This window comes from Nostoc sp. MS1, assembly GCF_019976755.1.
GTDB lineage: Bacteria > Cyanobacteriota > Cyanobacteriia > Cyanobacteriales > Nostocaceae > Trichormus.
On the sequence record NZ_AP023441.1, the window covers coordinates 1,407,247 to 1,429,921 of the forward strand.

A 22,675-nucleotide genomic window follows, 5' to 3' on the forward strand; every position below is an offset into this window, starting at 1 on the left:
CAGTATGTCATCAACTTAACAATACTTGCTGTCCTAAATATCAATGGGTGATTTTTACTCACTACAGACATAGGCTAGAACACTTTGTTAGGCAGATTCTTGCTCTACCATGATTCTGGATACTCTGTATGAGTTGGAAGCCCTCCGCTAGCACAGCCCCACGCTGCTCTGGATGCCCAAAAGATATGATCCGTAGGAGTGATAGGCGGTGCTGTATCCAACGAGCCTGCTGGAATAACCATGATCTTGCCGTTGCGCGTTAGTCGTGGAACCGGACACCCGCAATGCCTGCAAAACCATTTGCCGAAGCTCTTTGCCGTGGGAAGGTCATAACGTGTGACGAGTTCCTCTCCGCAAAGCCATCGGAACTGGCTGGGTTCAACGGTTAGATTTGTGGCATGGCCTGTACCCGTGCCTTTGCGACACCGTGAGCAGTGGCAATGAACCATTTTTTGGAACGGCGGGTTCACTTCAAAGTTCACTGTTCCACAAAGGCAACTACCCCGAATGCTAGAGTTGTTCATCTATCTCCTTGTTCAACTTCCGCATACCCAACATGTGCCACTGAATAAGAACCTTTCGCTACCAACAACTCTCAGTGATGAACTCATCGGTAAACTTAAACAGATAAATGTCACCGAAGTCGCTCATCTTGATACCAGAAGATATTAAGGATGAGGTTTGAACCATTAATTGAGCAGTCATTTTACGTTGATAGCGTCTTTGGTTCTATTGTGCCTCAGTTAATTGTCATAGTTTATCCTCAATCCCTAATATTGAGTTATTTTGATTTACACTTCTACCCAGATACTCCCTTCTTCTATACGGGTAGGAAATACAGACAATCCCTTTTCTTTAGAAATCATCCCCATCACTTTGCCAATACCAGGAGGGAAGGGAGTCCAAGTAGTAGGATTACCTGTAGCCAAATCAAATGCACTCCGATGAAACGGACACACGATCGCTCCATCATTGGTGATTTTGCCTTTCTGTAAAGGTAATTTCAAGTGAGGACAAGAATTTTCGATGGCAAAAACTTTGTTGTTATGCTTGAGAAGCAGAATGTTACGTTGTTCCACCTTCACCACTTTACGCCCATTCTCTGGTAATTCATCTTGGGCAATAACTTTAATCCAGTTCATTTAGACCTCACTTCTTAATCGGCTGATAAAATACATCATCTTACAATTTTGTGAGCGTATGTGGAGAATTTGGGAGATGAGGGAGAGGGGGAAGATGGGGGAGACAAGGGAGAAACCCACCCCTAAACCCTCCCAGGAAGGGAACAGCAGCAGGAGAGAATAATTTTGGATTATGGGCTGTTGACTATGGACTAATGACAACTATAAGGCGTGGTGACAGGTACACTAGCAGTTAGAATAACTTCGCCGTGTGGATTTACTGCCCATGCTGTAGCTTCTACTATCTTATTTGGGGTTGGGGTAGATATGGCGTTGATGGTTGTATTTGGTATTGTCCCGACATTATTTATGGAAATCCAATCGGCGAAGACAGTATCAGGGTATATAACTTCATTTGGACTGTTTGGTAAACCACCTCGTCCGGTAATAGTAAAACTGTCGCGCCTACGTCCAGCCAGTCCTTGACAGACTTGAGCTACTCTAGTCTCTACAGGTTGGGTTGGTAAATTAGTTAATCTTTGGTTGGGTTGGACTTCTGGAGTCTTGATTTCGACTGTACCGTTTAGCCCAAACTCAGAACTGGCGGTGATGTCGTTGGTGAGGGAACTTTCTTTTTCTCGAAACTCTATACCAAAAATGCTAAAAGCATTGATGTTAACGTTGCCGCCTTTACCCTCAAAAGCATTAGCTTTGATATCATTATTTTCACCGGGAGCAGCAATAATAAAACCATTAGGAATATTAATATTTATATTGCCGCCATTACCACTACCGCCTGTAGTGCCTGCTGTTGTAGAGATAAAGCTATTATGGCGTAATAGTAATTGATGATCTATTTGTAAATTAATATCACCACCATTACCTGAGTTAGTTGTAGCCGTTATATTTGCGCCGCCATCAAGGTTAATTTCCTGAGCATTAATTTCTATTTTGCCAGCGTTTCCTGTTCCCAAAGCTCCTACTGTGAATAGACCGCGATCGCGCATTGTTAACTTGCCTGTGGTAACGATTATAGAACCTGCATTGCCACTGCCACGACTACGCACAAATAAACCACTAGGAAATTTGCCAATTGGTGAATTGCCACTTATTTCTATGAAATTGCTGGCTTTGATGGTTAAATTTCCCCCATTACCCTGACTATTTGGCTGAGTTCCGGCTGAGATGGCTGCTCCATCTTGAATCAATAAAACCGGAGTATCAATAGTTAAAGAACCAGCATTTCCTGTTCCATTGGTTTGAGAAAATATCCCACTAGGGCGTTCTAGATCATTTTTGGTATTGCCAATCAGTTGAATAAAATCTGATGCGGTTATATTTACTGTTCCACCAGCACCACTACCAGGAGCAGTTCCTCTAGTACTAGCCGTTACATTGCCCCCATCCGCAACAATTAATTTACCTGTGGCAATATTTATGTTTCCTCCAGCACCTTTGCCGAAAGTTAAGGCAAATAATCCACTAGGATTTCCAGGGATTTCTAAACCATTCGGTACTATCCCTATTACTTGTATCGAATCAGTTACCTTGACTGTAACGTTGCCTCCATTACCTGTAGCCTCAGCTTTACTAACAGATGCTGCGGCTTGGGAGCCATCTTTCAACGTTAACTGTTCTCCTTGGATAAAAATTCCCCGACTGTTTTGATTGCCTTCTGTGTCTGAGACTACTATTGATGCACGGTTTAATCCAATTTGTCTACCCTTAATCTCAATGTAACCACCACCCTCACCACTAACATCTACTCGTGCTTGATTGTTGAGGGAAATATTAGCAAGGGCGACATTACTAGGAAAACTTAAAATTTGATTGTCAATATTATTACCTTGCAAATTTAGTCCTACTGTACCTTCTTTTAGTATTCCTCCCAAGGCAATTTGACCGCTTTGGGCGTAGAGAGTTCTACGTCTGATATAGCTTTCATTAATACCATCTAGGGTAATATTGCCACCCACCAGAGCCAAGGTTTTACCCGTGGGAACTGCTAAAGTTCCTTGCACATTGATCTCGCCTCCAGTTCTGCCCAATTGCAGCCCTGTAGGTATACTCATGGTTAGTAATGGTTGGGTGGAAGTGGTGCTAAAAATAGTGCGATCGCTAAATTGAATCCCACTGGCTGTACTCGCCACAAAGGAACCACCTATATTCAGTGAAGCATTCGGCCCGAAAAAGATGCCATTGGGGTTAATGAGAAATAAATTGGCATTTGCACCCTGAGTCTCCAGTTTCCCGAAAATATCCGAGCGGTTGTTACCTGTAACTCTAACTAGGATGTTCTCAATACTACTATTGGGAGCTATAAACAGCGCCGAACGTCCTTCACTAACGTTAAATTCTTGGAAACTGTGGAATAGATTACTACCCCGAACTGCTCCTTTGGCGATCGCTTCGGTAGGATTATTGTTGTAGTTCTGAGTTACTTGCGACTGTTCACTACCTAAAGTTTGGTCAGGAATAATGACACTTTGGGCAAAGGCAGATTGTGCCATCAAAGAAGTGATACTTACGACTATAACACCAAAAGATGTTGGGGAAATTGCTAAGTTCAAGAGCGATGAACTACCTTTGCCGTTTTGAGTCATTGCAGTAGATGGGGGAGTAGAGTTAAAAGCTATGTTTAATCGTACTCAAAGAATAACGATAAAAACAAAGCATGAGACCTCTTGTAGCTCCTCTACACCCCCATTTCTATGGCAATTTTGGGTGTTCTGTAGAATACTTACCTACGATATTGGAAATCTCAGGGTTATATAACCTTAAATAATTCCAGTAGTTACCAAATACTTGACGCACGTAGTCTCTAGTTTCAGTAAAAGGGATGGTTTCAACAAACTCATCTGGGTCTTGCTTGGGTAGAGTTTGTAACCATGTGGCGACGTTACCGGGGCCAGCATTGTAACTGGCGATCGCTAACATGGAATTATTGCCATACTGTTCATGAGTATGGTCTAAATACCATGTTCCCAGCATGATGTTATCGTTAGGGTTTTCTAAATCTAAGGTTTTGCTATCGACTTTGATTTTGTCAGCTATCCATTTTCCTGTATCTGGCATCACCTGCATTAAGCCTGTAGCGCCAGCAACAGATTTAATTTTCGCTTCAAACCGCGATTCTTGCCGCATCAAGGCAGTTACTAACAGAGGATTAAGTTTTCTCTCAGATGACCATTTTTCAATCTCTTTGAGGTAAGGAAACGGGTAACGTGCTTGCCAGTAGGTAATTTGCTGACTCAATGCTTGATACTCAGCTTTTTCCTCTGGTGTTTCCCTATCTTCTAATTTGGAAATCAGGTTAATTCCTGAAAGATATTCTCCCCTAGCTAACCGCATCAGCCCTTCAGTGAATTGTTCGGCTACAGTTGGTTTTTGCTTGTTGAGATATTCTGCTTCCCATTGCAACCAAGCATCACGATCTTGTCCAAGTAAATACAATTCTTGAAAAGTTTTTGAGCCGGCTGGAGGTACAGGACGCTGGTAAGGAACTACTTCTGGGTTAAGTTGACGGACATTATCAAAATTTCCCACATTCAATCCTAACTGGTTAGCCGATCGCCAAGCATAGTAAGAGTAAGGAAACTGGCTAAGAACGTACTCATAAGCCTGTTTAGCTTCTTGTTCTTTTCCTAAAGCAGTTGCCCATTTACCCATCCAAAAACCTGCTCTGGGAGCCAAAATACTGCTAGGGTTGTTGATGACAATCGGTTGCGCCCACTTCCAAGCGTTAACATAATCTCTAGCTTTGGCTTTCTCTAATGCGACTTTCCAGCGATACTCTGCGGCTTCATTAGACTTAGGATACTTAGTGATGAGTTGTTGCCAAGTTTGTTGAGATGCTTTTTGATCATTGAGGGCTGAGAGAATCTCGGCTTGTTTTGCCAACGCCTGACTTGCTTGTTGTGGAAATTTAGCAATTACTTGGTTGAGATAGGGTATGGCATCTTTGCTGGTTCTGGCCATTTCCGCCAAGCGTAATAAGCCTGTACCCGTTTCTTCCGCAGTCGGAAATTGTTGTACTAACTGATTATAAGTGGAGATGGCTTGTTCTCTATTTTTACCGCCTACCTGTAACCCCCGTGCAGTCCGATAGAGATTACGCGCTGTTTTGGGCGCTTTGAGGTAAGCATTCGCCGCTTTGAGGAATTGATTGTTTTCCCAGTAGGCTGTCCCAATAATTTCCCAATCTTGAGGTTTGAGGTTGGGTTGTTGGACTAGCTGGTCTAACACACCTACTATCCCAGGCTGAGTATAGGCATGTTGCGCCAAGATTAATTGTAACTGCGGCTGATTAGGATTTTCTGACAAACGCTTCTGGATAATTTCCCATGTGAGGGGATGGGAGGGAAATTGCGCGATCGCTGTATCCTGTAGCTTGGGTTGGGCAATCAGATATATAGCTTTTACCGTCGCAGCTTCTTTGGGATATTCTTTTACTACCTTTCGTCTGAGGTCAGAAGCTTTGCCATCTTCACCCAGTAAATCCTCGGCTTGTGCTTGTTTCAGTAAGATATAAGGTGCAATAGCCGGATAATTTTTCTCTAAACCAGTAAGTAATTCTAGTGCCTTTTGACCTTGCTTGGTGTCAATATAATCACTAGCTAATAGATATCGCGCTCTTTCTTTGTCTGGCGATCGCCCATTTTGCGCAATTTCTTGTAGTTTAGCTGCTCGTTCTGCTGGGGATTGTGATATCAGGGGAAACACATCTGATTTAACTTTATTTTCCCCTAATAACTGTTCTGGCTGATCCTTTAAATTAAGCCACTGCCCAAAATACTGACCAATTTGCGGTGCTGACACCATCGCCCCTGCTGAAAAGGCAAACAGCGCCGCACCTGCAATTATGGGAATTTGCTTTTTTTGTAATTTCTTCAGCATGGATACTCGCCAAACAGCGCAGATGAATTTTTTTGCAACTCTAGCATTAGTTATTGTGAATGTAATCACCCCAATAGTCAGTTGTCAGTTGACAGTTGACAGTTGACAGTTGTTTTTTCTCCTCTGCTCCCCTGCTTTCCTTAACTTCCCCCACTTCCCCCTCTCCCTCATCTCCCCCCACTCCCCACTCCCACCCACGCGCTAGGCTGAATTTTCTTCCCCACTGGGCGCAAACACACTGGGATCGAGATAGTTGAGACGGGCGAGGGGGCTGAGAGAGTTGAGGATTTGGGAGCCGTAGCTGCGGTTAACTACACGGCTGTCGAGTAGGGCGACAATACCTTGATTTTCGCGTACAGGGGCGACTGCTCGTTGCAGTTCGTTCAAGGCGGTTGGGAGTAAGAATAGACGAAACCAGTCTTGATGCGATCGCTTATAGTGAGCTACTCTACCCGCTACCAGAGGGTCTTCTAAAGATGGTAAGGGTAAAGTGGCAATTACTAACAATTGCGGCGCGGGTAAGACGGCTTGGTGTTCTCGCCAAAACTCCCAGCCGCTCACTAAAATGCCATTGTCATCTAAACAAGTTTTCTCCACCTGCACCCGCGAACCAAACTCAGAAGCCAGAATTGCTCCTACTTGCGCCTTTAATGGCACATCTCCCACAAGTAAAACTGTTAGTCCTGGTGCTGTAGCACTCAGACAAACTAAAGTCCGCACCTTATGAATAAAGGCTGGTTGAAACTCTGGCGTATTAGGCAGAGGCAACTGGTAGGGTATGTATAGTTGAATCGCCTCTGATTGGCTATCGGAAGCAAATTTTAGGCAGGTTAAATCATCTAAGCCCAAACGCTGACGAAATAAGGGAGCCTCGGTTTCTGGCTCTAAAGCACTGCCAATTAAAACTACTGGCTGTCGTTGCCATATAGGGGCGAGAATTTCAGCTAATTCGATTGGTGCATAGTGCAGAGAAAATAAACCTTGGCGACGGGCGATAGTTGCCCAGAGGAGGGGTGGGGGAGATGTAGCTCTAGCTTCTCTTTCAGAGACGCTACCGCGCTCGCGCAGCGTATCCGCAGGATTCACCCGCAGGGTGGGGGAGGGAGTTTGATTGGTGGGTAGTTGCTGCCAGAATTTCTGCCAAACTTCTGGTACGCCTGATACTGATGCTAAAGTTGTTTGCAGTTGCTTTAAAATATCGATTTCTGATTCGGAAATTAAATAGCATTCATAGGGATTAGCGGGGTGCTTGTATAATTCGCTGGTGAGTTGAATCCTGGCTGCGCGAATTGCTTCGGCTTGTTGAGGACAAGCGAGAATAAGTTGCTCCCAATCTTGGGGTTGTATATTTTGAGTAAGCTGATGACGCGCCCAATCTTCTAAATCATCTACCCCATCAATAATTGTGGGTATGCCTGGGGGAAAACTCTCAGCAGATGTTAGCTGTCCTCGTAACCATGCTTGTGGGGAGGTGAGAAGTATTCCTTGGAACTCAGGACTAGGCCAAACGTCACCTGTTCTGATTGATTTGTTAACTTGTAACCATTGCTGTAAACGAGGAATTTCCACTCGCAGCAGTAGTTGTTGGACTGTTTGGGTAGCCACAATAATTACAGGGCCATGCCACATCAAAGCGGAGGCAACAAAGCTAGTGCGATACCGTCCTTGATAGCCACAAACAGCCCCCACTTGAATTAAGGCGCTACGTCCTAGACGCAAGGCGCGTGCTACCAACCGTGCCATCGTTAAATGATGGGGCCAGGAAGGGAAACCCGCCTGCGATCGCAAAAAGTTATGTAATGACAAATGAACTTCTGCCTCAATCACACGCTTTCCATCCCATACAAAATGACTTGAATTGCCAATAGCCCCATTTCTATTATGTTGTCAGAAGTTAATAGTCAACAGTCAACAGTCAACAGTCAATAATTACTTGCTCGTATTTTGACGAATTAAGAATTATAGATTTTTGACCTTAAACTATGGACTATTGACTATGGACTATTGACTAATTATCTATCACCCTCAATTATGCCAACTTACACAGGTATCTCCAGCGAAGCCTTTAGGCATCCCTTAGATCGTCAAGCCGAGCAAGCTTTACGGAATTTACCAGGATTTGATTTAGTTGCTCGTAAATTTGTGGAATTTGTGTACGAACGCCCTCAGTTAGTTTATCTAATGGGTAACACCATCCAAGTCGGGCCACGGCAATATTCCACTATTTACCAGATATTTCGAGAGTGTGTGCGGGATTTGGATATTTATCCAGAGCCTTCACTTTTTGTTACACAAAATCCCCAGGCAAATAGTTACGCATTAGGTCAAGAGAATGCTTACATAGTCATAGATACAGGGATACTAGACTTACTCAACGAATCCGAAATTCGGGCGGTGTTAGCCCATGAATTGGGGCATATTAAATGTGGTCATACTATTCTAATTCAAATGGCGATGTGGGCGATGAGTACTGCTTCGGCTTTGGGAGAATTAACCTTTGGCATTGGCAATTTTGTCTCTGGAGCCTTAATTTACGCTTTTTTTGAATGGCGGCGCAAGGCTGAGTTAACGGCAGACAGAGCCGCCTTGTTAGTAGTAGATGACCTCAATACGGTTCTATCATCCATGATGAAGGTTTCTGGCGGTAGCAACAAATACGCCCATGAATGCAGTTTGCCGGAATTTATCAAGCAGTCGGAAAATTACCAAGCCTTAGACCAAGATGGACTCAATCAAGTGTATAAATTCTTAATGTACAACGGCGCTCAAGGGACAATGTTAAGCCATCCTTTCCCGGTGGAAAGAGTGCAGTACATAAAACAGTGGTCAGTATCGGCAGAATATCAACAAATCCGCCAAGGTAATTATCAGCGATCGCCTGAAGCTGGTTCTGTAGATGTGCCAGCAGCTACGCCAGACTCCGAAGCCGAAAAACTACGCCGTCAAATTGAAGAATTACAACAAAAAATTAATCAAATGAAAAATGGGGAATAGGGTACAAATCTGGAGTTATGCAAATTTATTCGTCTACTCCTTCAATTAAGGAAGTAAGCCTATCTAAAGTTTGTGTTAACTGTGTGAGTTTTTGTAATGAAGCATTTTGAGTTTCAGCAAGGCTTTGTACTGCATCACACAAAGCAAAAATTTGGTATCCTTGTTGCTGTAATTGCTTGCCTTGCGCTTCAACTTGGTCGCTGATGTTTTCCACTCTTTCGGCAAGTCTTTCTATCGCTTCAGTGGTAGATAATACCGCCTCTCCAATTTGCTCAACAATAGATTCTAATCGACTAATTTTTCCTTCGACCCCAGATGCAATCATTCCTTGACCACCCTGATTATAAGAAAACATTGCAGAATCTCTTGATGTAAATAATCCCAGTAATTTAATTCAGGAAATTAAGCTTTATCTAAAAGATGTATTTATAACTATTGATGATTTTGTTGCTGATTACTTCTATCATTCGCTAGAGGCTTTTTGACAACTTCAATAATAGTTACGGTATTTTAGGTAATTTAATTCGCAATTTGTCATCTGCATCAAACTATAAAAAACTTATTTCTTTCTAGTCCTGAGCTTTAATTAGATGGTGTTGAGTGTTTTTATATCACCATTGTTAAATAGCTTTGTGGGCTGCATATTGTTGTTAGTTTCTCATCCCCCCCACGAAATATTTACTTCTCTTTATTTTAAGTTTATAAATCTTTATGATCCCCATTGTATTGATGAAGATTACGTAAATATACCGTAAAAAGCGAAGTTTTTTATGAAGATGAGTTTATATTTTGAGTGAAACTCAGTGTTTTTACCCTTGTTGTTCGGCAGTCGGCTAGAAGATGTACCATGTATCCAACAAAATTAGGCACAGTCTTGCAAGGTACAAGTTATCAGAATTGGGAGTTGGCACTTATGCCTCATCCTTCCGCACAATCCAAATTCAAACGCAGTTTGGATATTCTAGGTAGCTTGATAGGGTTGTTGATTTTAGCGATCGCTTTCGTACCAATTGCGATCGCCATTAAGCTTGATAGTCCAGGGCCAATTTTCTTCTCTCAAGAACGTTATGGTCTGCGGGGTCGTCCCTTCTACATTTGGAAGTTTCGCTCAATGGTGAATGATGCGGAGAAACTGAAAAACTTAGTAGATAACGAAGCAGACGGACTTATCTTTAAAAATAAAAATGATTTCCGTGTAACCAGAGTGGGTCGTTTCTTACGTAGTACCAGCTTAGATGAACTACCCCAGTTCTGGAACGTCTTTATGGGTGACATGAGTTTAGTCGGAACCCGTCCACCCACTGCTGATGAAGTAGCCAAATACAATCAACGCCACTGGCAACGTTTAAATGTTAAACCTGGTTTAACAGGTGAGTGGCAAGTTAACGGTCGTTCTCACGTAAAAGATTTTGAAAAAATAGTAGATTTAGATTTGCAATATCAAAAAAATTGGCATCCGTTATACGATTTGCAATTAATTTGTAAAACAATTTACGTTATTCTTGGCAGAGTCGGAGCATTTTAAGTCAGTAAGGGCGTATATCTTTATGCCTTAACTCTACATAATGTATAAGTAAAATAACAAAACCCCACCCTATTTTGGTAAACGCTGAAACAGGGTGGGTGTTGTTTTAGAGAGTAGCAATAACAAATTAAGTACAATCAAATTATCCTCTACCTCAGCACGGTCATGGTTGTCCCAGAACTCGAACAACAACTACTTCAGCTTTCACCAGACGATAAACTTTACATTATCCAACTTTTAGTACAAAGTCTGACTACACATAATAACAACACTCAGTCTGTGCAAACAAGCAAAATCCCAGAATATCCGCAGCCTCATTTCTACGGATGTATTCAAGATGAGTCATTCTTTCGCCATCCCCAAGGACAACAAGCAGAACGAGAACCAATCCAGTGAAATTCCTCCTTGATACTAATACCTGCATTATCTATATGCGGGGTAAAAATTTCGCTTTAAAACAAAAACTCGAATCCACTATTACTAAAGATATTGCTGTTTGCTCAATCGTCAAAGCTGAACTATTTTATGGTTCTATGAAAAGTATCAATCCACAACGGAATCTTATTTTACAACAACAATTTTTATCCCAATTTATATCCTTACCCTTTGACGATTTAGCCGCGACGACATTTGGCACGATTCGCGCGCAACTAGAAGCATTAGGTACTCCAATTGGAGCGTATGACTTACAAATTGCCGCGATTGCACTAACAAATAACTTAACCCTAATCACACATAACACTAGAGAATTTCAACGTATTAATAACTTGTTGATTGAAGACTGGGAGATATAGCGATCGCTAAAATCACAAATGCAGTCGCACAAACAAAAAATGCGATCTTTTTACCTAAAACGGGTAGTGAGCGATCGCAATTTATGATATTGGTTATGAAAAAATCAAGATTAAGTGGCTAAAAAGACGATACCGATACTAACTAGCACGAAGCCTAAAAGACGAGCAATTTGAGGTAAAGTGTGAAAGTTGAGCTTTCTGGCGCTAGTAGCGACTGTGTACTGAGTTAAAACCATGCCTAATATATAGGCAATTAGAGATATTGTATCAGTCCCAGTTATTGTTTGATTGATAACGTTGCCTTGAAAGAAACCAGCGATGCCTACGGCGGGCTGCGCCAACGCACCTAAAATAACCAGAACCAACCACATTGAGCGGTTGGGTGTCATTAACATAGCACCAAAACTGACGCTAAAAAGCGCGATGGCTATCTCTGCACTTGGTAAATTAAACTGTAATAAATGGCTAAATGAGCCTAAGACTGATGCTAATAAAAAAGTGTTAGTGATAATGCCAGCTTGTACAAAGCCAGCAGAGAAGAAACCAATACTTAAAATACTAACCAAACTATTCAGGTGAAGTATTGGGTCAGCAATTCCCCATAAAAAACCATCCCAGACATTAGAGATAGTATGCTGGAGCGATAATCCACTCCAAGAGCTAAACAGACTAATGAGTATAAGAGTTGCGATCGCTCCCAAATGACGATGCTGTAACTTCCCGACAGCAGCAGGCTTGGAAATAGTTAACATTATTATGCACCATGAGTTTTTGAGGTAATTTATACTTCCCTCGTAATTAGGCAAACTAACAGTGCAAGTAAATACCTAGTTGAAAAATATTAACGTAGTAATTCTTCTACTTGGTGCTGACTCCACAACTTTCTATAAAGACCTTCTTTTTGTACCAGTTCCAAGTGATTACCCATCTGTACAATTTTGCCCTTATCCATAACAAAAATTCGGTCAGCCGCAGCCGCAGCCGAAAGTTGATGCGTGATAAAGACTACTGTTTTACGTTCTGTACCACGAGAAAGATTATTGAGGATTTGGGTAGCTGTTTGATTATCTACACTAGAGAGGGCATCATCTAAAATTAAAACTGAGGCATTGACTAACATTGCTCTAGCTAATGCGCTACGCTGCCTTTGACCGCCAGAGAGGGTGATACCACGTTCACCAACGATTGTTTCATATTGTTGAGGAAAATTAATAATTTCTGGGTGAATTTGCGCCAATTTAGCCACATGCTCTACTTGTTCCTGTTGGCTTGCTGGCTCGCCGTAGCGGATATTATTTTTAATGGTGGTACTAAATAGAAAACTATCTTGAGGGACGTAGGCGATCGCATTACGTAGATCGGCTAAAGTTATCTTAGTAATATCCACCCCGTCTAAGAATAACTGTCCTGGCTCAATTTCCAATAATCTAGGTAAGGCATTAGCTAAAGTCGATTTACCAGAACCAATAGCACCGACAATAGCCACAGTTTCACCTGGGTTAATGGTAAAGTTCACCTTGTTCAAAGCTGGATTTTCAGCCCCAGGATAAGTATAAGTCAGATTTTTCGCTGTTAATTGACCTATTACGTCTGTTAAGGATAAATTGATAGTTTCATCAGTATCTTGAATCTTAGCTTCTACACTCAAAATAGATTCTAAACGGTCTATACTTACCTCACCACGTTGGTAAGTGGAAATCGTAAAGCCCAAAAGCGCCGTAGGGAAAACTAAACGTTCTATATATAATAAAAGTGCCAAGAAGTCGCCAACAGCCAAGGTTCCCGCCGCAATTCGTGATGTTCCCAACCAGATAACTATTAGTGAACTTAAACTAGCTAAACCCCCAATTAGAGGAAACAAAATATTCCGAGTTTTAGCCAGTTCCAAATTAGCTGTTAGTAACTGTTGATTCTGCACGCCGAAAGCACGACGCTCGTTTTCTTCTTGGGCATAAATTTTAATTAAAGCAATACCACTAATATCTTCTTGAATTAGTTCACTAATATGAGAAAGTTGTTCTTGTACTACCCCTTGTTGTTGTTTTAAACGATTACTAAATAAATTTACGAATACAAACATGAACGGATAAATAGCCAAAGATGCCAGTGTTAAATCCACACTAATGGTCAGCATGACTGGCAGAGTTAAAACATAGGCAAATAGAGTATTTGCTAAACTTAAGACTGCAAAACCTAACAACCTTCTGACATTATCTACATCGCTGGTAGCTCTACTAATTAAATCGCCAATGGTATTATTGGCAAAATAAGCAGGCTCTAGCGTCAGTAAATGTTCAAAAATACGTTGCTTCAGGTCAAATTCTACTTGTCTACCTACACCAAATAGCCAAATCCGCGAAGCCATGCGGATGAGTAGCATAGCCGAACTCAGCAGAATTATAATTATTACATAACGTAGTATTTGGTTCCAGCTAAAATTTCTCGAAAGTTCGTCAACACAAGACTTAATTAGCCAAGGAATATAAACACCCAGCCCATTGACAGACAACAAAGCGAGGATGCCTAATGCCGCCTCCCGCCAATGGGGAAGCATATAAGCAGCAAGTTTAGCAATTCGTCGAGTTTGTGCCATGAAAGTTGTCTGTAAGTGGGAATTGTAGGGAGTTTAAGGGGTATAGGGGTCGATGAAAGTATGAAAGATTAAAAACCTAAACTTGTGGAGTGGGGAGTGCTGAGTTCAAATTTGCCTCTGCACCTTTCTTTGCCCCTCTGCTTTTTCTAGCCTCTCATCCCTAACCCCTAGAGATTTTGGAGGATATTTTTATCCTTATGCTTGGCGACCACGCAAGAAAAAGTAAATCTGATTAAGATAATTTTCCCAAAATCTTGTTGTTTGTTGCAGAGTTTCCGCGCTGGGTACAAAGTCACTTAGAGTTAAACCTGTGCGATTTGGTACAGGGGGAGGAGGAGTCTGTAACAGATAGGAGGGAATTTCTGAATTTAAAGGGTTGAGAGCTACTGTTGTCTGCCCTAGTTCTGTTCTGTATAAGATATTATTCCCAACATCAGTTATATTACTGCTTGATTGCTGCAAAGCTACCAGCGTTTGTGATGGCACAGAAACAGATGTCGTGGCTAAGGTTCCTCCTAGCAATTTGTTGATGAATGGCATACTCGACAACAACAGAATTGTCAATGCCCAACCAGCAAGATATCCTCCTGGCTTGTCTATGCCACCACCTTTAATTCTTTGGGCAGCGAAAATCAGTAATAAAATTGATGCCCCTAAAGGTTTGAGGGGAAAGGATACTAAATCCCATAGCGATCGCACAGCTGGTTCATTCGGATTAATGAATGACAAAGCTAGGACGACCAAAACAATAACTAAAATTATTCGCCCAACAAAAGTACTGGAAGGATAAACTCTCTGAAACAGGGAATAGACAATAGTCCCAATCAGTAGCCACAGCAGTACCCGGCTTAACAGTAAAAACATATATTTACTCTCAAATCTCCTTTTGTAGTTAGCCTAGAGGTCTTGCGAAGTGGATTGATTTTAGCGTCAATACTCAAAGACTTACGCATAAAAACGAAAAATCCAGGATTTGGATGTAGGAATTTATTGTGGAAAACATTTGCACATGAACCTCCTTATGGGTTTACACCCCGCCAAAGCCAAGGGTTCCCTTGCATAAATCTTCTTGTAATTGCAGCATTTGACATAAAATATCTCAACCCTCACACCAAAGACCACTGTCGTAGTGATTTTAGTGCAATTTTTCCCCACTGCGTTCAATATTTATAATTTTCGAGATTAGTAATGTGGTACACCATTAAACTAAATTAATTGAGTAGTTGTCACTCAAAAGGAAAAACTATGTCGCCTGGAAAGCCCAGCATTTTAGTAACGGGGGGAGCAGGATATATTGGTTCGCACACCGTACTGGCTCTCAAGCAAGCAGGTTATGACGTGGTAATACTAGATAATTTAGTCTATGGACATCGTGATCTAGTAGAAAAGGTTTTGCAGGTAGAACTCGTAGTTGGTGATACAGGCGATCGCCCTTTGTTAGATGAGTTATTTAAGTCTCGCCATTTTGATGCAGTCATGCACTTTTCCGCTTATGCTTATGTAGGCGAATCCGTGAGTGACCCTGCTAAATACTACCGCAATAATGTTTTAGGCACACTAACACTATTAGAAGCGATGTTAGCGGCTTCAATTAAGAAATTTGTCTTTTCTTCCACTTGTGCCACCTATGGAGTGCCAGAGGTTGTTCCCATCCCTGAAAATCATCCCCAAAACCCCATTAATCCTTACGGTGCGACAAAATTAATGGTAGAGCGAATTTTATCTGATTTTGATGTAGCTTACGGTTTAAAATCAGTCCGTTTCCGTTATTTTAATGCGGCTGGAGCTAACCCTGAAGGTTTGTTAGGTGAAGATCATAACCCGGAAACTCATTTGATTCCCCTGGTTTTACTTACAGCCTTGGGCAAACGTAAATCTATTTCCATTTTTGGCACAGATTACCCTACACCCGATGGCACTTGTATTCGAGATTATATTCACGTTAACGACTTAGCTGATGCGCATATTTTGGGACTGGAATATTTATTAAAAGGTGGGGATAGCGAAGTTTTCAACTTAGGAAATGGTCAAGGCTTCTCAGTTAGGGAAGTAATCGCAGCTGCCGAACAAGTAACAGGATTACCCATAGCCGTGGAAGAAAGCGATCGCCGTCCCGGAGATCCCCCAAGTCTCATCGGTAGTGGAGAGAAAGCCAGAAAAATTCTCGGCTGGCAACCCCAATACCCAGCGATTAAAGATATCGTTACTCATGCTTGGCAGTGGCATCAGAAGCGGCATCAATAAATTGTGATATGGGGAATAGGCAGTGGAGATAAATTTATTCTTTACTATCTATTCCCTTATAATTTTTAATGGAAAGTTGTCAAACTTTCTGAGGAATGATGATTTCTAGATGGTGCTTTCATCCATTGAAAAGCGACCATATTTAATAACAAGCCGATGAGGAATAAAAATACCATTAATGTAATTTGATACCAAATTACTTGAGGCAACAGTAAATCCAAAACTAGATGTAAGAAATTTAAAACACTATAGATTATAGTTAGCCAAAAATGTCCTATTCTATAACGTTTACCCTCAGTGAATACACTGCCTATAATTGCCAGCATCGGCAGTACAAAAAAGCCCAACATCAGCCACATTATCCCTGCTATTTCGTTAATATTATTAGCTTTTTGAGATTCGATTACACTCAATCCGTGGAAGATTGGCATTAATCCTAATAAAGTATGAAATAGCGTTCCCAATAAGAAGACTATCCACAAAGCAGCAATTTTTATTTGATAACTTGTTGTCATATTATTTTAACCTTTTGCTATTAATAGATAGAGAAAATATCAAAAGTCAGTTTATAAACATTCATAATTACGAATTACAAATTACGAATTAGTATTAGCTACTTCTTGAAATTTAAAACGTAAATCTGCCCATCTCACGCCTGCAAGATTGGGAAGAACTATATCAGCTGCACCAACACGTTCAACCGGGCCAAGTCCTATAGCCCACATCCCGCCTGCTTTAGCAGCTTCGATACCTGCGGCTGCATCTTCGACAACTACGCATTGTTGTGGTTCTAGCCCTAACTGATGAGCAGCAAAGAGAAATAAATCCGGTGCTGGCTTGGGTTTTTGGACACTATATCCATCAGCGATCGCATCTACTTTATCAGCAATTCCCAACCGCTCAATTACTGTTTTGGCATTTTTACTGCCTGAACCTATTCCGATTTTAATTCCCGCTTGCCGTAGTTCATCTAAAAGAGCGATCGCACCCGGTAACAAATCCTTAGATGTAATATGTTCTATCAGTTCCACATAGTAGCGATTTTTACGCTCCATCATTTCTTCAATTTGTGCTTCTGAATAATGCCTATCCCCAATAATCAACATCAGAGAAGCACGACGAGATACACCTCGCAAAGCTTCGTTAGCCTTTCTGTTAAAAGGTATACCTTCCTCATCAGCTAATTTTTGCCACGCTTGATAATGGTATTCTGCTGTATCTGTTAATACCCCATCTAGATCGAAAATAAAGCCGCGAATGTTGGTTCGACTACGCTCACCAACCGGGAGTGCTGAATGATAAGTAAGAATCTTTTCCTTGTCCTCCTTGTCTCCCTTGTCTGCTCTAGCCAAATCAAATTGATACCACTCACCGCGCCAATGTAGCTGAAACTTTAGGCGTGTCCAAGTTGGGGGTAAGTGGGGGTTGGCGATGGGGCCTTGTTCGGTGAGTTGGATACCGCCAAAGCCAAAAATTACTGCTTGCCAAATCCCACCAGCACTTGCGCCGTGAATACCATCGTTGGCGTTACCGCGTTTATCTTCTAAATCAACCATGAGCGCCTGCATAAAGCGTTCGTAGGCGGTGGTTGATTTGCCTAAATCTGAGGCTAAAATGGCGTGAATTGCAGGGCCTAGTGAGGAACCATAGGTGATATCTGTGCGGGGTGCGTAATAGTCCCAATTTGTGGCTAAGACTTTTTCGTTGTAGGGAAACTCGGCCGATGGACGCATCAGGTACAGCAGCATTAAGACATCTGGTTGCTTGAGGACTTGGTACTGGTTAGCGCCTTCGATACCCAGGATGGTTTGCATGGAACGCTGGCGCGGTTCGTAGTCTTGTAAGTTGATGTCTTTGAGTTGGAAAAATCCCTCAAATTGTTCGATTAATCCCGTTTTGGAGTCGTAGAAAATGCAGACTTTTTTGATGATATCTTGCCAGTGTATTTCTAAATCAGAAGTCAGTTGCAATTGATTTTCTAACTCTGTAGCTCGTTGGGGGAAAGTACGACGCAACCAGTCATAAACTTTCAGCGCCTTTTCCAGATGCCATTGCACCATGCGGTTGGTGAAGGTATTGTTGTGGACAAACTCGTGGTATTCATCTGCACCAATTACGCCACGGATTTCATAGCGATCGCCACCTGCGTTATACTCAACTCGACTACTCCAAAAAATAGCCGAATCTAGGATAATTTCCGCCCCATAATCACGTATCCATTCATCATCCCCGGTAACTTGCCAGTATTGCCAGACAGCATAAGCAATATCTGCACTATTATGAATTTCGCGATCGCGACACCAAATACGCACATCTTCGCCATAATAATCATCAGGCAAAGCCCAACGCGGTGTCACTTCATCCCCAGTGTCCGCACTTTCCCAAGCGTACATCGCCCCCTTAAAACCGTAATGGCTGGCTTTACGTCGCGCCCCGTTGATGGTGTGATAACGGTAGGTGAGTAAGTTTTTGGCTATATTTGGTTGGGTAAAGGTGAAAAAGGGGAGGATAAAAATTTCCGTATCCCAAAAAATATGTCCTCGATAGCCAAACCCGGAAAGAGTTTTCGCGGGAATACTCACTTTATCATCATGGAATGGGGCTGCAATTAGCAGTTGAAACAGGTTATAGCGGACAGCAAAAGCGGCTGTAGGATCTCCTTCGATGTATATGTCGCTTTTTTGCCATACCTCATCCCAAGCTTGCTTATTAGCTGTGAGTAAGGTTGTGTAGTCGCTTAGTTGGGCGAGTTTTTCCTTAGCGGCTGTAACTGGTTGGTTTATCTCCCGTGATGTATATACCGTCACCAACTTTTCAACTGTAATGGTTTGTTGCGATTTAGCTAAAAAACCCGCGCTAATAGTGGGATATCCAGGAACGATACTTACTTGTAAAGCTGCTTCCGCACCAGATATGGTCATCTTAGCCGCCATCCCAATTTCAATTTGGGTTCCACGGGTACGACTTTGTAACCAAATACCTTGAGCAGTTTTACCTTGATCTAAACCTTCCCAATGATTAAAACCTTGATTTTCTGCATAACCGTTAATACTCGCTTGAATTTCGATTGTGCAATCACTATCATGTGGTGTTAACTGGCAACGCTGCCCTAAAATATGTGGGTCTGCTAAACTAGCGAAGCGTTCAAAATAGATATCGATAACGCTACCACTGGGACTACGCCAACGTAGGGAACGACTTAGCAAACCTTGACTAACATCAAGCTGACGTTTGTATTGTAATACTTCACCCTGATCCATACGGAAGCGATCGCCATTCACCACAATGATCAACGGCAACCAATCAGGACAATTAGCCAGTTCCGTATAAACTACAGGTACATCATCATACACCCCATGAATAAAAGTAGCTGGTAAACCAAGGGCGTGACCTTCCTCTAAGCTACCCCTCGTACCTAAATAACCATTACCAATAGTAAAGACAGTACTTCTAGAGTGCAACTGCTCAAGATTAAACTTGCTTTCAGTTAATATCCAATCTTGATAAATAAAATCACGAGAAGGACATTTTGTATTCATGATAGTTGACAGTTGACAGTTGACAAATTACCAATTCCCCATATGCTTTGCTAAAATTTGCTCTGCTCTGGGTTTATAAATTAGGTGAAATAGACTTTCCATGTACCTAACTCTGGCTTCGGTTTTTTCTGGAGAGACAAAATTCCAGAAGCTATATATTTTGGTTAGTGCTAGTAATTGACTCGTATGTAATTGCCAATTATATTTTTGATGAATGCGTTGACTCATCCATTGAGATACTTCTTGCCAATGTTCGGGGTGAGTATCACAATCTTGAAAGAATGCCAGAATTTTCTTAGCTGTACCTTCTAAGTCTGTAGGATTAATTTTAAATCCATTATCTCTATCCTCAAGAATTTCCAAAGCACCACCAAATTTAGTAGCAAAGGTGGGTAAACCGGAAATCATCGCTTCTAAAATACTGCGTCCAAAGGCTTCAAAAAGAGCAAAGTGGACATAAATCCCACGATAATCAGCTACTAAGCGATAAGCCTCGCCTACTTCTTGGTTAAGCAGTCTTAACCCTAGCCAGCGAATATGCCCATGCAGATGATAATGATTAATAATGTCGTAAAGCTTTTGAATTTCTTGGGCTTCTTCTGGGTTACTTGTCTTATCCAAATGTAACTTACTAGTAAGAAGAATTAAATTGCAGCGTTCCTGTAATTCCTGACTCTTCCCAAAGCATTCAACCAAGCCAGTGAGATTTTTAATTAAGGTAATAGGTGCAACAGCAAAAATCGGCGGTTTACGTGGCTGGTCTAAATGACCAAATATTTGTGAGTCTTGACGGTGAAATAGTAAATCTTGGACTTTGTTAGTTAAATTAGAGTCTCTGTTTGCTTGACTATAGGGAAAGAAAACTTGCTCATTTACCCCTGGCGGAACCATGTTAAATTTAGGATTAAATAAGTCAATCCCATCAACTACATGATAAAGATGGGGCATGGTGAAAAACTTATAAGACTCATACTGTCCTACGCTGTCGGGTGTACCGAAAATTTCTTGGTAGGTTGATGTGATAATAAAATCAGCCGCATTCATCGTAATTATATCGGCGGTAAATTGTACAGAAAAATGATATTTGTCTTCAAATTTTTCCCAATATAAATTACTAAATAAATGTTTCGGTTTTTCTAACGAATGGGCAATATTGCAGTGGGTAACTTTGAGACGACGGGCGAGAAGAAAAGCAACTAAATTCCCATCACTGTAGTTACCGATGATTAAATTAGGTTTGCCTTGGAACTGTGCTAGTAGTTGTTTTTCCGCATCTAAAGCAAAGGTTTCTAAGTAAGGCCAAATCTCAAACTTTGATATCCAATTATCAGTAATTTCTGGATTAAACTCTCCAAACGGAACTCGCAAAATCCAAGCATTATCTGTATCATTTAATTTTTCTAACCGCAGGTTACAATACGTACCTTCGCAGTTAGGAATGAGACGGGTAAGAATAATAATGTGGGGTTGAATACCTAAGACTTCCAGCCCCGCAAGTTTGATTTCTTGCTGTAGTTTATTTTCTAAACTCCGTGCTTGTTCTATAACGTAGATGACTTGACCCAAGGTTTCATCCCGGCCAATGACATCTTCCTGTGCTACCCAACCGTGGATGGACACCAGAACGACACGAAAGACGGCCGGGACACGGGCAACAAAAGCTTCTAAAATAGCAGGCTGGGGACTATCTATCAGCCTATCTAACAAATTGAGGGTTTCTAGAATGCGCCCGGCTGTATTACCCCATCCTGGTTCAAAGCCGAGTTTTTGTAAATCAATGTAAAATTTATCGTAAGGTTCTTCAGGGTGTAGCCCAGAAAGGAATTTAATTGCTTGATGAACTTGTTTGGCTAAATGGATACCTGAAAGAATAACATTCCCAATCATCAAGTTAATGCCATCATACTGTAACCCGTGTAATGCTAAATACAGCATATCGACCCAATACTGGGGGTTAGCCTGCATCTGGTTACATAAATAACGGTTGAGAAAAGCTAAACCCTGACCAACGTTTCTAGAGTCGCTGATACTAGGGGAAGCTTCGTAAAATGAACTGAGGTCAATTTCTAAAATATTAGGTTCGTAGGCATCGATTAGGCGATCGCTCTCATCTAGAAAAGCCTCTGGTGACATAAAATCAAACTGGGCAAAGTCTGCTGTTAGTCGCCAAACTTCTTGGTGGGCAATTTTCGGACGCACCACAAACCATGTGCTATCCTCTGCCAAAATCATTTCGTGGGTATATTGAATCAGTTTGCCAACAGAGGAAGAATAATAAAAATATGTAGGCTTTTGGGCTTGGTGACAGTATTGAGAAAAAGTTTGCAGAATTTCATTTCTCAGGAAGTAACGCTTACCTGAACTATTCAATGCAAATATTAACTGTTGTAAAGCCGCTTTTTCTTCACTGTTAGCCAAAATAGGGTGAAATAGTTCGTGCATGACCACTTCCCTAACTCTAGCTGGGTCATGACCTCATTTACTCTCCTCAACAACTGTGATTCTCAATCTCAATCATCAATGTAGAGGTACATTACCCGTGTTCACATTTGTATACTAGATATCTGTTAATGCTTCTGCCTTCTAGCTACAGGATGAGAGTCAGTTGACAGTTGACAGTTGACACTTATCGATTATCAGGTGATGTTGACTGCTGACTATTGACTGCTGACTATTGACTGCTGACTATTGACTGCTGACTATTGACTGTTGACTATTGACTGTTGACTATTGACTATTGACTGTTGACTATTGACTGTTGACTATTGACTATTGACTGTTGACTATTGACTATTAACTGTCCTCACGTATTTTAAATATTTAGATAACATTAGTCTCAATTAAGGCATAATCCAGCAGTTTTTGTTATGCTGGACTAGACAATTTAGAAATTTTGAGTGTTGATTATATCGCAACACTGCTTAATTTGGCAAGCTAAAATTTCGATACAGTTAGTCTTGTTATCTACC

Annotated in this window: 17 protein-coding genes; 5 read left to right on the top strand and 12 right to left on the bottom strand. The window is 41.5% G+C overall.

The genetic code is table 11. From position 1 onward, the window contains the following. Nucleotides 1–104 precede the first annotated feature (104 nt). The 5 genes from NSMS1_RS35440 to NSMS1_RS06195 all read right to left on the bottom strand — a co-directional run bounded on the left by NSMS1_RS35440 (nt 105) and on the right by NSMS1_RS06195 (nt 7,844). Nucleotides 105–524, bottom strand: a complete 420-nt coding sequence (locus NSMS1_RS35440) for a GFA family protein (protein WP_411908668.1) — start codon at nt 522–524, stop codon at nt 105–107. A 267-nt stretch (nt 525–791) separates the two neighbouring features. Continuing rightward, nucleotides 792–1,142, bottom strand: a complete 351-nt coding sequence (locus tag NSMS1_RS06180; RefSeq protein ID WP_224091935.1) for a Rieske (2Fe-2S) protein — start codon at nt 1,140–1,142, stop codon at nt 792–794. A gap of 191 nt (nt 1,143–1,333) precedes the next feature. Beyond that, nucleotides 1,334–3,724, bottom strand: a complete 2,391-nt coding sequence (locus NSMS1_RS06185) for a filamentous hemagglutinin N-terminal domain-containing protein (RefSeq protein ID WP_224091936.1) — start codon at nt 3,722–3,724, stop codon at nt 1,334–1,336. 106 nt (nt 3,725–3,830) lie between these two features. Then, complete coding sequence (locus NSMS1_RS06190; protein WP_224091937.1) at nt 3,831–6,017, bottom strand: transglycosylase SLT domain-containing protein; 2,187 nt, start codon at nt 6,015–6,017, stop codon at nt 3,831–3,833. A gap of 201 nt (nt 6,018–6,218) precedes the next feature. Next, entirely contained in the window at nt 6,219–7,844 is a 1,626-nt protein-coding gene (locus NSMS1_RS06195) for a helicase C-terminal domain-containing protein (protein ID WP_224091938.1), read from the bottom strand. A gap of 204 nt (nt 7,845–8,048) precedes the next feature. Here NSMS1_RS06195 and NSMS1_RS06200 point away from each other — a divergent pair, with 204 nt between their 5' ends. After that, on the top strand, nt 8,049–9,011 hold the full coding sequence (locus NSMS1_RS06200; protein ID WP_224095137.1) for a M48 family metallopeptidase: 963 nt from the start codon (nt 8,049–8,051) through the stop codon (nt 9,009–9,011). Between the two features lie 25 nt (nt 9,012–9,036). Here the strand turns inward: NSMS1_RS06200 and NSMS1_RS06205 are convergent, their stop codons facing one another. Continuing rightward, nucleotides 9,037–9,336, bottom strand: coding sequence for a hypothetical protein (locus NSMS1_RS06205; protein WP_224095138.1), 300 nt, complete (start codon nt 9,334–9,336; stop codon nt 9,037–9,039). 522 nt (nt 9,337–9,858) lie between these two features. On the opposite strand from NSMS1_RS06205, the gene NSMS1_RS06210 reads away from it, so the two are divergent. The 3 genes from NSMS1_RS06210 to vapC all read left to right on the top strand — a co-directional run bounded on the left by NSMS1_RS06210 (nt 9,859) and on the right by vapC (nt 11,330). Continuing rightward, nucleotides 9,859–10,536, top strand: coding sequence for a sugar transferase (locus NSMS1_RS06210; RefSeq protein WP_224091939.1), 678 nt, complete (start codon nt 9,859–9,861; stop codon nt 10,534–10,536). A gap of 165 nt (nt 10,537–10,701) precedes the next feature. After that, on the top strand, nt 10,702–10,932 hold the full coding sequence (locus NSMS1_RS06215) for a hypothetical protein (protein WP_224091940.1): 231 nt from the start codon (nt 10,702–10,704) through the stop codon (nt 10,930–10,932). Further along, entirely contained in the window at nt 10,929–11,330 is a 402-nt protein-coding gene (gene vapC, locus NSMS1_RS06220) for a type II toxin-antitoxin system tRNA(fMet)-specific endonuclease VapC (RefSeq protein WP_224091941.1), read from the top strand. Before NSMS1_RS06215 ends, vapC begins: the two co-directional genes overlap by 4 nt. Before the next feature lie 110 nt (nt 11,331–11,440). Here the strand turns inward: vapC and NSMS1_RS06225 are convergent, their stop codons facing one another. The 3 genes from NSMS1_RS06225 to NSMS1_RS06235 form a co-directional block, all read right to left on the bottom strand. Then, nucleotides 11,441–12,082 (bottom strand): HupE/UreJ family protein, encoded by a 642-nt coding sequence (locus NSMS1_RS06225; protein ID WP_224091942.1) that lies wholly within the window; start codon nt 12,080–12,082, stop codon nt 11,441–11,443. A gap of 89 nt (nt 12,083–12,171) precedes the next feature. Further along, nucleotides 12,172–13,923 (bottom strand): ABC transporter ATP-binding protein, encoded by a 1,752-nt coding sequence (locus tag NSMS1_RS06230; RefSeq protein ID WP_224091943.1) that lies wholly within the window; start codon nt 13,921–13,923, stop codon nt 12,172–12,174. A gap of 195 nt (nt 13,924–14,118) precedes the next feature. Further along, nucleotides 14,119–14,787: a hypothetical protein gene (locus tag NSMS1_RS06235; protein WP_224091944.1), complete on the bottom strand. Its 669-nt coding sequence runs from the start codon at nt 14,785–14,787 to the stop codon at nt 14,119–14,121. A gap of 381 nt (nt 14,788–15,168) precedes the next feature. Here NSMS1_RS06235 and galE point away from each other — a divergent pair, with 381 nt between their 5' ends. After that, nucleotides 15,169–16,167: a UDP-glucose 4-epimerase GalE gene (galE, locus tag NSMS1_RS06240; protein ID WP_224091945.1), complete on the top strand. Its 999-nt coding sequence runs from the start codon at nt 15,169–15,171 to the stop codon at nt 16,165–16,167. A gap of 65 nt (nt 16,168–16,232) precedes the next feature. Here the strand turns inward: galE and NSMS1_RS06245 are convergent, their stop codons facing one another. The 3 genes from NSMS1_RS06245 to NSMS1_RS06255 all read right to left on the bottom strand — a co-directional run bounded on the left by NSMS1_RS06245 (nt 16,233) and on the right by NSMS1_RS06255 (nt 22,148). Beyond that, a complete protein-coding gene (locus tag NSMS1_RS06245; RefSeq protein WP_224091946.1) occupies nt 16,233–16,682 on the bottom strand; it encodes a hypothetical protein in 450 nt (149 codons plus the stop codon). An 81-nt stretch (nt 16,683–16,763) separates the two neighbouring features. Then, nucleotides 16,764–19,706 (bottom strand): beta-phosphoglucomutase, encoded by a 2,943-nt coding sequence (gene pgmB / locus NSMS1_RS06250; protein ID WP_224091947.1) that lies wholly within the window; start codon nt 19,704–19,706, stop codon nt 16,764–16,766. Between the two features lie 27 nt (nt 19,707–19,733). Further along, the gene (locus NSMS1_RS06255; protein WP_224091948.1) at nt 19,734–22,148 is read right to left on the bottom strand and encodes a sucrose synthase; all 2,415 of its coding nucleotides are present in this window, start codon (nt 22,146–22,148) and stop codon (nt 19,734–19,736) included. Between the last annotated feature and the right edge of the window lie 527 nt (nt 22,149–22,675).

Coding starts and splice junctions, on each gene's coding strand:
- NSMS1_RS06180 (WP_224091935.1), bottom strand. CDS start 1,142: ATGAACTGGATTAAAGTTATTGCCCAAGATGAATTACCAGAGAATGGG.
- NSMS1_RS35440 (WP_411908668.1), bottom strand. CDS start 524: ATGAACAACTCTAGCATTCGGGGTAGTTGCCTTTGTGGAACAGTGAAC.
- NSMS1_RS06235 (WP_224091944.1), bottom strand. CDS start 14,787: ATGTTTTTACTGTTAAGCCGGGTACTGCTGTGGCTACTGATTGGGACT.
- NSMS1_RS06190 (WP_224091937.1), bottom strand. CDS start 6,017: ATGCTGAAGAAATTACAAAAAAAGCAAATTCCCATAATTGCAGGTGCG.
- NSMS1_RS06210 (WP_224091939.1), top strand. CDS start 9,859: ATGTATCCAACAAAATTAGGCACAGTCTTGCAAGGTACAAGTTATCAG.
- NSMS1_RS06245 (WP_224091946.1), bottom strand. CDS start 16,682: ATGACAACAAGTTATCAAATAAAAATTGCTGCTTTGTGGATAGTCTTC.
- NSMS1_RS06230 (WP_224091943.1), bottom strand. CDS start 13,923: ATGGCACAAACTCGACGAATTGCTAAACTTGCTGCTTATATGCTTCCC.
- NSMS1_RS06205 (WP_224095138.1), bottom strand. CDS start 9,336: ATGATTGCATCTGGGGTCGAAGGAAAAATTAGTCGATTAGAATCTATT.
- NSMS1_RS06215 (WP_224091940.1), top strand. CDS start 10,702: ATGGTTGTCCCAGAACTCGAACAACAACTACTTCAGCTTTCACCAGAC.
- NSMS1_RS06185 (WP_224091936.1), bottom strand. CDS start 3,724: ATGACTCAAAACGGCAAAGGTAGTTCATCGCTCTTGAACTTAGCAATT.
- NSMS1_RS06255 (WP_224091948.1), bottom strand. CDS start 22,148: ATGCACGAACTATTTCACCCTATTTTGGCTAACAGTGAAGAAAAAGCG.
- NSMS1_RS06200 (WP_224095137.1), top strand. CDS start 8,049: ATGCCAACTTACACAGGTATCTCCAGCGAAGCCTTTAGGCATCCCTTA.
- galE (WP_224091945.1), top strand. CDS start 15,169: ATGTCGCCTGGAAAGCCCAGCATTTTAGTAACGGGGGGAGCAGGATAT.
- NSMS1_RS06225 (WP_224091942.1), bottom strand. CDS start 12,082: ATGTTAACTATTTCCAAGCCTGCTGCTGTCGGGAAGTTACAGCATCGT.
- pgmB (WP_224091947.1), bottom strand. CDS start 19,706: ATGAATACAAAATGTCCTTCTCGTGATTTTATTTATCAAGATTGGATA.